Source organism: Halomonas sp. S3-1-1 (assembly GCF_023757625.1).
Classification (GTDB): Bacteria; Pseudomonadota; Gammaproteobacteria; order Pseudomonadales; family Halomonadaceae; genus Vreelandella.
In genome coordinates this window covers 243,916-256,178 of sequence record NZ_JALGBZ010000005.1, presented here as the reverse complement: position 1 = coordinate 256,178, position 12,263 = coordinate 243,916, and the positions used below count along the sequence as shown (strand labels likewise).

11 protein-coding genes are annotated in these 12,263 nt (G+C 52.1%); 3 read left to right on the top strand and 8 right to left on the bottom strand.

The annotated features are described in order from the left end of the window. The 4 genes from MQW23_RS15870 to MQW23_RS15855 form a co-directional block, all read right to left on the bottom strand. A partial coding sequence (locus tag MQW23_RS15870; RefSeq protein WP_252109180.1) for a FecR family protein occupies positions 1-1,411 on the bottom strand: 1,411 nt, incomplete at its 3' end. A gap of 11 nt (positions 1,412-1,422) precedes the next feature. Continuing rightward, positions 1,423-2,832 carry a tetratricopeptide repeat protein gene (locus MQW23_RS15865; protein ID WP_252109179.1) on the bottom strand — a complete coding sequence of 470 codons (1,410 nt, stop codon included), beginning with the start codon at positions 2,830-2,832 and terminating at the stop codon, positions 1,423-1,425. Further along, a complete protein-coding gene (locus MQW23_RS15860; protein ID WP_252109178.1) occupies positions 2,829-3,602 on the bottom strand; it encodes a 3',5'-cyclic-nucleotide phosphodiesterase in 774 nt (257 codons plus the stop codon). The genes MQW23_RS15865 and MQW23_RS15860 overlap by 4 nt, the downstream gene beginning before the upstream one ends. 31 nt (positions 3,603-3,633) lie before the next feature. Further along, the gene (locus MQW23_RS15855) at positions 3,634-5,250 is read right to left on the bottom strand and encodes a GAF and HD-GYP domain-containing protein (RefSeq protein ID WP_252109177.1); all 1,617 of its coding nucleotides are present in this window, start codon (positions 5,248-5,250) and stop codon (positions 3,634-3,636) included. 596 nt (positions 5,251-5,846) lie between these two features. Between MQW23_RS15855 and dcm the strand changes: the two genes are divergently transcribed. The 3 genes from dcm to MQW23_RS15840 all read left to right on the top strand — a co-directional run bounded on the left by dcm (position 5,847) and on the right by MQW23_RS15840 (position 8,221). Then, positions 5,847-7,223: a DNA (cytosine-5-)-methyltransferase gene (gene dcm, locus MQW23_RS15850; protein WP_252109176.1), complete on the top strand. Its 1,377-nt coding sequence runs from the start codon at positions 5,847-5,849 to the stop codon at positions 7,221-7,223. A gap of 96 nt (positions 7,224-7,319) precedes the next feature. Beyond that, a complete protein-coding gene (locus tag MQW23_RS15845) occupies positions 7,320-7,778 on the top strand; it encodes a very short patch repair endonuclease (RefSeq protein ID WP_252109175.1) in 459 nt (152 codons plus the stop codon). Between the two features lie 170 nt (positions 7,779-7,948). After that, complete coding sequence (locus MQW23_RS15840; protein ID WP_252109174.1) at positions 7,949-8,221, top strand: hypothetical protein; 273 nt, start codon at positions 7,949-7,951, stop codon at positions 8,219-8,221. A gap of 85 nt (positions 8,222-8,306) precedes the next feature. Here the strand turns inward: MQW23_RS15840 and luxS are convergent, their stop codons facing one another. The 4 genes from luxS to MQW23_RS15820 all read right to left on the bottom strand — a co-directional run bounded on the left by luxS (position 8,307) and on the right by MQW23_RS15820 (position 12,078). Beyond that, positions 8,307-8,831, bottom strand: a complete 525-nt coding sequence (gene luxS / locus MQW23_RS15835; RefSeq protein ID WP_252109173.1) for an S-ribosylhomocysteine lyase — start codon at positions 8,829-8,831, stop codon at positions 8,307-8,309. A gap of 358 nt (positions 8,832-9,189) precedes the next feature. After that, entirely contained in the window at positions 9,190-9,342 is a 153-nt protein-coding gene (locus MQW23_RS15830; RefSeq protein ID WP_252109172.1) for a metallothionein, read from the bottom strand. 756 nt (positions 9,343-10,098) lie between these two features. After that, positions 10,099-10,314 (bottom strand): hypothetical protein, encoded by a 216-nt coding sequence (locus MQW23_RS15825; protein ID WP_252109171.1) that lies wholly within the window; start codon positions 10,312-10,314, stop codon positions 10,099-10,101. Positions 10,315-10,623: 309 nt separating this feature from the next. Continuing rightward, positions 10,624-12,078: an SLC13 family permease gene (locus tag MQW23_RS15820; protein ID WP_252109170.1), complete on the bottom strand. Its 1,455-nt coding sequence runs from the start codon at positions 12,076-12,078 to the stop codon at positions 10,624-10,626. Between the last annotated feature and the right edge of the window lie 185 nt (positions 12,079-12,263).

The window sequence follows — 12,263 nt, the reverse complement described above, 5'->3', positions numbered from 1 at the left end:
TATTGCCGCTATTGCCGCTATTGCCGCTATTGCCGCTATTGCCGCTATTGCCGCTATTGCCGCTATTGCCGCTATTGCCGCTATTGCCGCTATTGCCGCTATTGCCGCTATTGCCGCTATTGCCGCTATTGCCGCTATTACCGCTATTACCGCTATTACCGCTATTACCGCTATTACCGCTATTACCGCTATTGCCGCTATTGCCGCTATTGCCACTGTTGGCGTTATTCACGGTGTTGCTGTTATTTCCGGTGTTCTCGCTGTTACCAGTATTCTCGCTACCGTTGTTTCCGGTAGAATCATCGTTGGTCAGAGATGGCTTCGAATTTTGAGAACTGTTCTCAGGTTGGCGACCTTCAACATCACGCAGATCATCATCGCTATTACTTTCCTCCGTGATGGTAGGGGCATCGAGAGAATTATCGCGGGCATCAATGATGCTATCGATATTAGCGTTTTGGACTTGGTCGATGCGCTCGCTTGAGTCTATAAAAGCACTTGCCTCCAATTCGCGCTGCTGAGATGCAATGAGTCTATTCTCTATTGAGTCATTATTGACTACGCCACTTAGCGCCATATTTTCCAAAAAAGTATTTGCTGGCTGTGAACTAGTTACCGAGCTACTGGTCGGGGAGGGATCATTGTTAATAGAAGTAGTAGATGTAGTCTGAGCGGTAGCGCTATTACTCACTGGTGTTGGGGCTAAACGTGGCGATGCCTCTGTTGTGGAAGTCTCTTCGCCTTGTGGCATGTTACTGTCGAGCTGCTCAAAGATACCAATACCGTTAGGCACCAACTGGGGGGCTGAATCAAGCGACGATGTAAAGAAAACTTCGCCGGGGCGTATAAGGGTATCGCCTGCGTTGGTCGACATCGCCAGCATGCCGCTCTCTACATAAAAATAGCTACCTGAACCGATACCTGGCAGCGAGGCTGTTCCACCATCAGGTACGTGCAGGATTTGAAAGCTGGTACCACGTATTCCAATGGTAGCGACGGGCGTTCTATGAGTGACGTTTTGAGGCGCTAGTTTACCGATAGTACCGGTAATCGATCGTAGGCCACCACGGATTAGCTCACCGCTTTGAAAGGAGTTCTCGGGAACGTCTTCATCTAGTACGTAACGTTCAAGAACGTAGGAGCTCTCGGGTCGAATCGCTTTGGTACCACCGTCGCTATAGCGTAGTTGAAGCGTACTGGCGGCAGCAGTATGGAATATATCTCCGGTGAAAAAATCATCGCCGCGCTCAGCGACTAACCGCTCACCGTCACGCTCAATAGAGGCGTCACCGTGAACGAACATGATCCTTCCTGCCGGTGTGTCGGCAAAGGTAGGAAATGGGATCAGCGCAAGGCTTCCCAAACCGATGCTTGTTAAACGAGCCAAGGGGCGCTTTTGAAAACAGGCCATAATGATCTCCATCAAAAAAGGTAGCGAAGCGCTACATTTGCCTGGTAACGGCTAGTATCAAAAAACTCGATGGTAGAGTGTCGACGCTCAGCCTCGGCACTCGTCTCCAGTAGCCAGTTTCGATCGAACTGAAAAAGCCAGGAAACTCGCGCTTGGGATACGTGGTCACGGCGATTTGAATCTGAAAATTCGTTATAAAAAGCAAAACCGTCTTCCTGATAAGAACGGATTCGATGGGTAAAACTTGAGCGAATCAGGTGGCGTTCGCTGAATGGATAGTCGATGATAGAGCCAAGCGATAAACCCAGAAGATCTCCGCCATCTCGGCTATCATTGGCCCATTCATGCTCAAGCTGCGCGCTCCAACGAATTCGAAAGTCCGAGTAGAGAGTATCCAGCTGTATTCCCAGGCTGCCTGCGTGATAATCATTTGAGGCGAGATCAAAATCGTTACGTTCAAGTCCTAACCGCCAGACAAGTTTGCTATCCAGACCCACTGCGTGAGTGAAATCCAGATCGCTTCGCCAGCGAGTCAGCAAGTGGTTTTGATCCTCTCCACTCCATCCGATTAAGGCACTTCCTTTCAAGGCCAGTACACTTTGCGATGCCATATCACGTTCGTAGCCGAGTTGGGCTTGAGCCAGCGTCAAATCGTAGGCTCGAGCCATTTCTTCGGTATAGCGTTGAGATTGACTAATTGCGCCCACCTGCCAACGGGAGTGGTCGTTAATTGGAATATTTCCTTGATAGCTTCCTTGGATCCGTTGATAGGAACTGCCGTTACGGTAGAAGATTTGCTCGTCAAGACCCGAAACGCCGCCCTGCGGCTGCCAACCATTGGCGATCAATCTTTCGACTTGCCGTCTAAGTTCAGGTCGCAAGGGGTCAATCGCAATTTCACTTGGCAGGCGCTGAGGGTTGCTGTCGTAACCTACCTCCAAGCCTAAAAATCCATTATGTTTTGAGCCATTTTTTTGATGACGATACTCATCAATCAGTGCTTGAAAACGCTCAATAACCTCAAGTGCGTCTGGCGGAGGAGAAAGGTCCCGTAAATGATTCATCTCACGTTCGGCCGTTTCAAATTGGTCCAGGCGCATCAAGGCAGCTACTCGCTCCAAACGGGCACCAGCATGATCGGGTTGACGTAAAATCGCTCTATCCAAAGCCATTAACGCATGGCTTGCTTCACCCGCACGAAGAGCGGCCACACCAAGCCAGTAGTCGAATTCTGGAGTACCACTATTCTCTACTTCTATTGCTCGTAGCTCTGAATAAGCCAATTGAGGAGCTTTTTGAGACAACATAATTTTGGCTTGAGACAACTCTGTCTGATAGGCCTGTAAAGAAGTAGCTAGACCTGTACTTCCTATAGTCGCTATAAAACACTTCAATATGCTCGATAAACCAAATTGCCTCATGTGGGGAGCGTCCAGTTTAACTGGCGGGGAAGCTGGCGCTTTAGCTCGGCAGTAATCTTATCTCGAAGGTTGGGTTTTAAATGCGTAACGACGAGCTCGTCCGGAAGAACATTTAAAGACGCCAAGAGCCTGCTCAATCGGCGAGGAGTCAAATGATGACCAGCATCTGCCAGTGTATCCAAGTCATCGCAGTAAGCGCATTCAATAACCAAACGCTTTAACGCTCCCAGACGGTTAAGCGAAACGATCGTTTCTTCACAAAGCCCAGTGTCTCCACAGATTGCTATTTTTTGAGTACCCTTGATGATGCAATAACCACACGTGGGGACGACATGAAAAAGTGGGAAGGGCATTACTCGCAAGGAGTTATCCGTATAAGACGATAATGTAAAAGACTCCCAAACGGTAACGGGTATAAGATTAATGACAGGAAATTCATGCGATGGCAGTTTTGTAAAGTCTGGCCAGATATGCTCATTGAATATATGAAGTTTGAGCATGTTTAGTACTTCTGGCAGCGCAAAAATATCGAGCGTACGATCTTGCTCGGCAAGCATCTTGAACTGCCTATCAATCAACAAGGGGAGACTTGCGATATGATCCAAGTGGGCATGCGTTAATAATACATTTGTCAACGACATTATCTCATGCGAGCTAAGTCGTTGAACACCCGTACCCGCATCGATAAGCGTGTGTGGAGGTAAATGAAAAGCACTGGTACCTTGAATGGATTCTAGTCCGCCGCTTGCACCAAGTGTTTTAATCTGCATTGGGTCGTCTTATATAATATTAGGTTAATAGTTATGTAGATGAAGCTGTCTTCAGTCCCGGAAGAGTATCTACGTCGACCGAGTCTATTTGAAAACTCTGCAGGTGCTTATGGGCATACTCCAGGTATACTTTCTCTTCTATAAATACCGCAAAAAGCGCTCCATCCAGATGCTGGTTTTCAACCATGTGACCCATGACTGTAAGCGCCTCGGATAATGTCATGGGCATTTTGTAAGGGCGATCTGGAGCCGTCAGGGCTTCGAATACGTCAGCTATCCCTAACATACGGGCGGGTAGAGACAGCTCATCACGTGTCAAACCTTTAGGGTAACCGCTACCGTCCATTCTCTCGTGATGTCCTCCTGCATATTCAGGAACGCGCTGTAGCTGTTTCGGGAAGGGGAGCTCGCTAAGCATGTCGAGCGTGGCTTGGACATGACCTTCTATGATTTTGCGTTCATTGTGGTTGAGCGTGCCTCGTCGGATGCAAAGGTTTTCGAGTTCGTCTGCCGTCAAGAGTGGCATTCGACAACCGCTGGCATCTTCCCAATCTTGTTGAGCGATAAGTTCGAGTTTTTTTATATCCTCATCTTGCACGATGGCGCCGTCGGCATTGACCCGCTGCACTAGTGCAAGATGATTTGCTAACGAGTCGAGTTCAGCTTGAAAAGTATCACGCTCGATTTGAGTCACTACCTTGTTGTTACGGCAGGCACTTAATTCTCTGCGTAGCTGTTCATTTTCGATTTCGCGCTTTTTAGCAGCGAAGCGCGCCTCAATTAAATGTAAACGATCGAAAAGCCCTTCTAGCTTCGTGGATTTTTCCATAATGTGATGCGGAATAACGATTTTTCCGCAGTCATGTAGCCATGCCGCTGTTTTAATTTCGTAGCGATCAGCATCTGTCAGAGTAAAGCTTGCGATATCAGGGTGTATCGAACGGTGGGCGGCCTCTGCCAACAACAACGTTGCATCGGGAACACGTCGGCAGTGCGCGCCCGTATGAGCGGATTTCGCATCGATAGCCGTTGCGATTACACGCACGAAGCTATCAAAAAGCGTACGCATTTCATCGATCAATCGTTGGTTCGTGATAGCGACCGAGGCCTGAGAGGCAAGAGACTCTGCTATATGCTGGTCGGCTCGACTAAAAGTGCCTGTTAGCCCGTGCTCCACGCGTTTATTGAGAAGTTGTAATACCGCGACGACCTCACCCTCATGGCTATGCATGGGAACGGTCAGAAATGCTCTCGAACGGTAACCTGTCGATTGATCGAATTTGCAGGTTCCCGAAAAATCGAAACCTTGGGCGCAGTAAGCATCTTCAATATTGACCGTTTTATCGTTCAAAGCCGTGTAGGCAACGACTAAATGATGGTTGGGAGAGCCATCGGGTTGAAATAGATCGATAGTTGGAAAATGTGCACCTACTGGTTCTCCATTGCCCCCCAAGTACAATCCCAGTGTATCGTTCTGCACGATGGCAAAAGACAGCTGCTTCTGTGCGCTATCGACGATGTAAAGAGTCCCTGCATCAGCCGAGGTTAGCTCACGCGCACTGTACAAAAGACTTTCAAGCAATGTGTCGAGATTGCGCTCCGAAGACAGGGCGATACCTATCTCGTTGAGCTGACGGATGCTAGACAAGTCACTTTCACTGGAGGATATGATCATGTAAGCCTAATGTATATTTCCCTTCATTATTTAGGACTACCTCACTTTTTAATAAGGGTACTTTCTTGCTAGATAAAAGCATGGTTTTTTTTGTAAATTTTGTGTTTTTGTGTAATTTTTTTAATTTTTTATGTTTTTTTTGGTTTTGTTTTATTTTCTATTTACTTGAATTAATTATTTAATGATTTTTATTCGCATTTTTCATGTTTGAAAATTATTCGCCGTTTGACTCATTTATAAAAGGTGTATCAATTAGTCGAAATGAATGGGTTACAGAGTGTGGGTCGATTAAATCAGTAACCTCGTCGGATAATAAACGCCTGATTAATCAGAAGGAGCAGTAGACTTGAAAAAGGTGATGCTTGGGATATGGATAAAACGATCTCTTTGGAAAAAAGATCAATACCATCATGCTCTATATTGGCGCATGGACCTGTTCGCAGTTAAAACGGGAGCAATATATAATCGTAGTATCTCGTCACACATTTGACCCAGAGAAAGCCATGTCGCGCCTATCCGATTTCGATCAAGATTCTGAACTACCGATTGCTCAGTACCGAAGGTGCGCTTTGGCCTCTCCCTACGAAGCGCTCGATGAAAACGCGCTGCTCGGTAAACTGTTAGAGATCTATGATCAGGGCGCCATCGCCCAAGCACTGTCAGAGGCCGACAAGGGCAGCTGGTGCCGGGAAACCATCAACCGCTGGGCGAAGGGCAAGGCCGAGCCCAAGGTTTCCCGTGCCGCTCACCAGCGCATGATCGACATGCTACCGGCGCCCAAACCAAACGATATGAAGCCGGCGTTTCGCTTCGTCGATCTGTTCGCCGGTATCGGCGGGATTCGAAAAGGGTTCGAGACGATTGGCGGCGAGTGCGTGCTGACCTCCGAGTGGAACAAGTACGCCGTGCGCACCTACAAGGCGAACCACTATTGCGACCCGATCAAACACCGCTTCAACGAGGACATTCGCGAGTTGACCCTGAGCGCGGATCTCTCCGTCGACGAAGACGCCGCTTACCGCCATATCGGCCGCCACGTACCGGATCATGACGTGCTGCTGGCGGGTTTTCCCTGCCAGCCGTTTTCGCTGGCGGGGGTGTCGAAGAAGAACTCGCTGGGGCGCAAGCACGGTTTCGAGTGCGACGCCCAGGGCACGCTCTTTTTCGACGTGGCGCGGATTCTCGCGGCCAAGCGGCCCGCGGCATTCGTGCTGGAGAACGTCAAAAACCTCAAAAGCCATGACCAAGGCAAGACCTTTCAGGTGATCTGCGAAGCGCTGGACGAGCTGGGGTACGAGGTGGCCGATGTCGATGCGCCAAAAGGCCGCGATCCGAAGGTGATCGATGCCAGGCACTTTGTTCCACAGCACCGCGAGCGGATCGTGCTGGTCGGCTTTCGCAGCGACTTGAACGTTCACAAAGATTTCAGCCTGAAAGAGATCGCAAGTCTTTACCCGACGCACAGGCCGAGCTTTGGCGAGCTGCTCGATACCGAGGTCAGCCACAAGTACGTTTTGACCCCCAAACTGTGGGAGTACCTCTACAAGTACGCGCAGAAGCATCGCGAAAAAGGCAACGGCTTCGGATTTGGGTTGACGCGCGAGGGCGACGTTGCCCGTACGCTCTCGGCGCGCTACCACAAGGATGGCTCGGAGATACTGGTCGACCGCGGCTTCGACGACACCCAGAACTTTTACGGCGAGGCGAACCAGCGCCATCGCCCGCGCCGGCTAACGCCCCAGGAGTGCGCGCGGCTGATGGGGTTCGACGCCCCCGGCGAAAGCCGTTTCGTCATTCCGGTTTCAGATACCCAAGCGTATCGTCAGTTCGGTAACTCGGTGGTCGTGCCGGTGTTCGAAGCCGTCGCCCAATTGATGAAACCGCGTATTCTCGCCGCGGTTAAAATCGATTCGGACCGCCAAACAGAGGGTTACTCAAGCTCTTAATAACCCTGGCGCATTAGACGCCGGCAGACGCTTGACGCGGCGGTGAAGCTAGGCCGGGCGTGCTACGCTTTGAAGACCTGTCTGGCGGATACTTGCATGACCGACATCGTCGATCCTTCCACACGTTCGAAAATGATGGCTTCTATTAAGGGCAAGAACACCGCGCCGGAGCGCTTCGTCCAGGCCGAACTCGAGCGACGTCATCTGTCGTTTGAAGCGCATTCGGTCGAGCTTCCCGGCAAGCCGGATGTAATCTTGCCGCTTTATCAGATGGCGCTGTTCGTCAACGGCTGTTTTTGGCACCGCCACCCTGGCTGCTTCTACGCCACCACCCCCGCAAGTCAAACCACCTTTTGGCAGCAAAAGCTTGGCGATACCGTCGAGCGCGATGCGCGAAAGCGCGCCGAACTCGAGGCGCTGGGCTGGCGAGTCATCGTCGTTTGGGAGTGTGGCGTCAAGCACTGCCCGGATCAGTTCGAGGAGGTGGTAGATGCCATCGAAGGGGAAATCGCGCTGACGGAGTGGCCCGAGAAGCCGCCGCGGGTGCGGGAATGACTGTTTTGAGTACCGACTTCATTACATGAGTTAAACAACCGCCTCCATTTGCCTCGATCCGGCGCGGTAACCGCGCTAAATCACGCATCTTTGCTACCCTGAAAGGGCTGTCGGCCATGGTCGGCGGCGGTAATGGAGCAACGACACTCATTGGATGATCGAGGTATGACATGGCGGATTTTCAGCGTATCAATCTGAGCCTGGACCACTACAGCTGGGACGATATACCGAGCAATGACCCGCGCGTAAGCGGCGAGCCAGAAGAGAGTACGACCTTCGACCCCAAGCAGGGCAATGAAGTGCTCTATATGCTGAACATCGTGCTCTCCGCCTCGGCGCCGATCACCGCGCTACACAAGGGTGAGGAGCTGATTCGTGACGAGCTGCCCGCAGGTTCCCAAGACCAGTTTGCGGTCAAGAAGTGGCTCGACGAGCGCCTCTAAGCGATGTAAAGACGGGCAGCTCAGGTGCTGCCTGACATGAAGAAGCCCCGCCATGGCGGGGCTTTCTCGTGTCTGGACCTACACGTTATTTGACGTCGTTGCCCAGTGCCGACAAACGCTCTTCGCTTAGCGCGATGTCCGCGTTCTTGTTTACGCCGATGCCGTTATCGATGATGTTCTGGGCGATCTGCTTGGCGTCGTCCAGCGAGTGCATCACGTAGGTGCCGCACTGGTACTCGTTGAGTTCGGGAATTTCGTCCATGCGGTTGAGCGCAAGCACATCGTGCATGGAGGCAAGCCAGGCCTCGCTGACCTGCTCTTCTGAAGGGCTACCCAACAGGCTCATGTAAAAACCGGTGCGACAGCCCATGGGCGAGATATCGATGATCTCGACGCTGTCGCCGTTCAGGTGATTACGCATGAAGCCGGCAAACAGGTGCTCCAACGTGTGAATGCCTTTTTCGCCCATCATGTCTTCGTTAGGCTTGTTGAAGCGCAAATCGAACACGGTAATGGTGTCGCCGGAGGGGGAGGTCATGGTTTTAGCAACGCGAACTGCCGGGGCGTTCATGATCGTGTGATCGACGGTAAAGCTATCGAGTAGTGGCATGGGAGATCCTTGGTGTCATCGATGGGGCGGTTTAAAGCGGCACCTGCTTCAAGCAGGGATATAACGAGAGCGGGGCGCTTCACGCGCCCCTTCCTCTCATCATCGCATTCGATCTAGCGGTCTTAAAAAGGCAGTGCGCCGCTAAAGCCGATGCCCAGTACGGCAATGATGACGATGATAACAACGATGGCGGTGGTTGATGGCATTTTCTTTCCCTGATCCGTTGGTTAAACCCTTAAAGCTTAGTGCAAGGTGTCTGGTTACGCACGGCGCATTCCCTCGCTTTGCTCCTTTATAAAAAAGCGCCCGATCATCGATGGCAATCGGGCGCTAGGCTTTCGATACGCTTTACGGGGCGTTAACCACATTGGCAGTTATGACCGCAGTCGGCGCTGCCGTCTGTGTGGCCAATGGCGCAGGACTGACAGCAAAAACGTTGTCCATCTTTTTCGATGGATTCCGCGTTAACGGCGCATTCGCATTTGGGGCATGCACACTGTTGTTCAGACATAGCGACCTCCTTTGTTAACTCTTTTAAGCGTAGTGTCCTGAGGTGATGTTATGTAATTGCTATTTTTTGAAAATTTCAAAGCAGGCGATCAAAGCGCTGCCTTCAAGCTATTGTGAGCGGGTGGGGCTGTATGGCGGGTTTTCCGAACAGATACGAAAAAGCACCCTTAAAAAGGGTGCTTTTTCGTTGCCTCTGCTGGCCATCCGTGTGTTTTGCTTGCTCGTCCTGAGCTTCTCATTTCCGTGAGACGTAAACGCTCAATCCTGAGCTTTTTTCATCCTTGAACGCTAAGTACTCATCCTGAGTACATTCACTCCTTGAAGACTTCGTTCTTCCTGAACGGGCGATCCTTCGCGAAGCGGTTTCCTTGCCGCGAACACTACAGACTATAGAACAACGCCAAGGTGTGTACAAGATAAAATTGTATTTTTATTGTACTTGCCTAGTACGTAAATGATGCTGGTGTAGAAAATAGAGTGTCTGTCCAAATTTTGCCCATATTTTGCGGCGTTATCGCTTTGCAAGCTAAAAAACCGATGAATTTTGGCATTGGTTAACTCAGGATAAATCGTTTGCCCTCTATAGGGTCCACTGTGTGCGCACTGCTTAAGGACAAGCGAGAAGGAGAGGCGAACAGGAGGTTTGCACTCACAAGGATGCATGAGCGGGATGTTTATGGAGCAGGGTTAAGGAAGATTCGATGAAGCCCCAGCCGGTAGCGGCTGGGGCTTTTTTAATGCGCCAAAGGTTTGGCGCTCAGCAGGCCGTATCCAAATACTGTGGGCCCAGCTGGTCAAGCGGTACGTCCATGCCGGTTTGGCACGCCAAGCAGCGCAGAGTCGCGCTTTGCTTGCCGGTACCTTCCAGACGAAAGTGCTTGAAATAGAACGTTTTGAGGGTTTCGGCGTTGCCGCAATGGCGGCAAATAATATCCAAACCGCCCACGGTATGACTGATCATGATATCCCGCACGCTAACCTCCTGCTGTTATTGAGTTGTGGGGTCTCGCGTAAAAGAGCTCAATTCCCTTTGCTCTTGCTACCTTTCAAGCATAAGCGGCTTACCGCGTTCTGCCACTGCTCTGGGTTAACAATAGCGTTTTAATTTTGTCACGCGGCTGACACATCGCGAGCGCATGGTGGTCAAGACGCCGGGAGGGCGTAGGAGGGAGCAAGCAGGAGGCTGGCTAAACCAGGGAGGCGCGACAGGAGGTTGCGAAAGTCTTCAGGGAGGACATGCTCGTACTGCACCCGGCCGGATGGCCGGGTCTTTTTTTGCGCCTTATAAAGGCGAGGGCAACAGCAGCGGCACGATGAAGTAGACGAACACCGTGATGACTACGGCGCTGACGATGTTCATGGCAAAGCCCGCCTTGGCCATCTGTTTAATGGTAATACGCCCGCTCGAGAACACGGCCGCGTTGGGTGGCGTCGAGATCGGCATCATGAAGGCGCAAGTAGTGGCCAGCGCCACTGCGATCATCAGCCCCAGCGGATTGCCGGTAGTGATCGCTGCGGCGAGCCCGGCGGTAATGGGAATTGCCATATTGGCCGTGGCGGTGTTGGAGATGATTTCGGTGAGAAAGAGCATCAAGAGCACCATGAACAGCAAGAGCCAGAAGTAGCTCACCCCGTCGAGCAACTGGAGTTGTTCACTGATCCAGCCGGTCAGGTCGCTGGCGCTGAACGCCGCGGCCAGCGACATGCCCCCACCCCACAGGATGAAAAGCCCCCAGGGCAGATGCTTCATGTCATCCCAAATCAGCAGGCTACGCTTTTCACCATGGGCCGGAATGATGAATAGCGACACCGCGGCGATCACCGCAATCAGGGTATCGTTGATCGGTAGATCGAAAAACGGCGCCAGCCAGCCGCGCAGTGCCCAAGCCAGTGCGGTGAGTACGAACACCCCAAGCACGCGCTTTTCATTGCGGGTGATTGGGCCGAGCGCTTCGAGCTCCTGAGCCACGAAGTTTACTTCAAGGCGCGTGTTGGGCACTTTTGAGTAGACGAGGGTCAGGTAGGCGTAGAGAAAGACCAGCAGCAGAATCGTCAGCGGCAGCGCGAAGATCATCCACTGTAGAAAGCTGATTTCGACATCGAAGAACTGCGGAATCATCGCCACTACGATGGCGTTGGGCACCGAGCCGATGATCGTGGCGAGCCCGCCGATCGAAGCGGAGTAGGCCACGGTCAATAGCAGCGTGCGCGCGAAAGCGTCGCGCTGGTTCTTCTCGAACTGGTCGCGCTCGTCGAGCTCATTTAAAAGCGCCACGGCGATGGGTAGCATCATCAGCGCCGTGGCCGCGTTGGAGATCCACATCGACAAAAACGCCGAGGCGATCAGCACGCCTAGCACGATGCTACGCAGGCTGTTACCAATGCGGTTGACGATGGAGAGCGCGATGCGTCGATGCAGGTTCCAGCGCTCGATGGCGATCGCTAGTATGAAACCGCCCATGTACATGTAGATGACCGGGTTGGCGTAGCCCACGACGGCTTCGTCCATGCTCATGACGCCGGTCAGCGGCAGTAGAATCATCGGCAGAAACGAGGTAACCGGAATAGGCACCGGCTCGGTGACCCACCACACTGCCATCCACACCGTGAGCCCCAGCACGATGCGTGGCATTGGGTCGATCAGCGTGGCGGGCATCGCCAACTGGAGTACTACGAACAGTAACGGCCCCGCCAGCAGCGGCACCCACCGGCGCCACTGATCGGTTAATGAACTCATGCTTGGCTCCCAGACAGAAATAAACAGATCGCTTGGCGATAACGTTGGCGGCTGGATGCTACCACTTACGTCTATGAAACGTTTGTCCAGGGGGTAAGACTTTGGTCGTGTATAGCAGGCGGGAGCAGCGCTGGGAGTATTAGGCGGGCAAAAAAAAGCCCCCGGCGTGGACGGGGGCGTAGAGG

Coding starts and splice junctions, on each gene's coding strand:
- MQW23_RS15865 (WP_252109179.1), bottom strand. CDS start 2,832: ATGAGGCAATTTGGTTTATCGAGCATATTGAAGTGTTTTATAGCGACT.
- MQW23_RS15845 (WP_252109175.1), top strand. CDS start 7,320: ATGACCGACATCGTCGATCCTTCCACACGTTCGAAAATGATGGCTTCT.
- MQW23_RS15830 (WP_252109172.1), bottom strand. CDS start 9,342: ATGTCTGAACAACAGTGTGCATGCCCCAAATGCGAATGCGCCGTTAAC.
- MQW23_RS15840 (WP_252109174.1), top strand. CDS start 7,949: ATGGCGGATTTTCAGCGTATCAATCTGAGCCTGGACCACTACAGCTGG.
- luxS (WP_252109173.1), bottom strand. CDS start 8,831: ATGCCACTACTCGATAGCTTTACCGTCGATCACACGATCATGAACGCC.
- MQW23_RS15860 (WP_252109178.1), bottom strand. CDS start 3,602: ATGCAGATTAAAACACTTGGTGCAAGCGGCGGACTAGAATCCATTCAA.
- MQW23_RS15820 (WP_252109170.1), bottom strand. CDS start 12,078: ATGAGTTCATTAACCGATCAGTGGCGCCGGTGGGTGCCGCTGCTGGCG.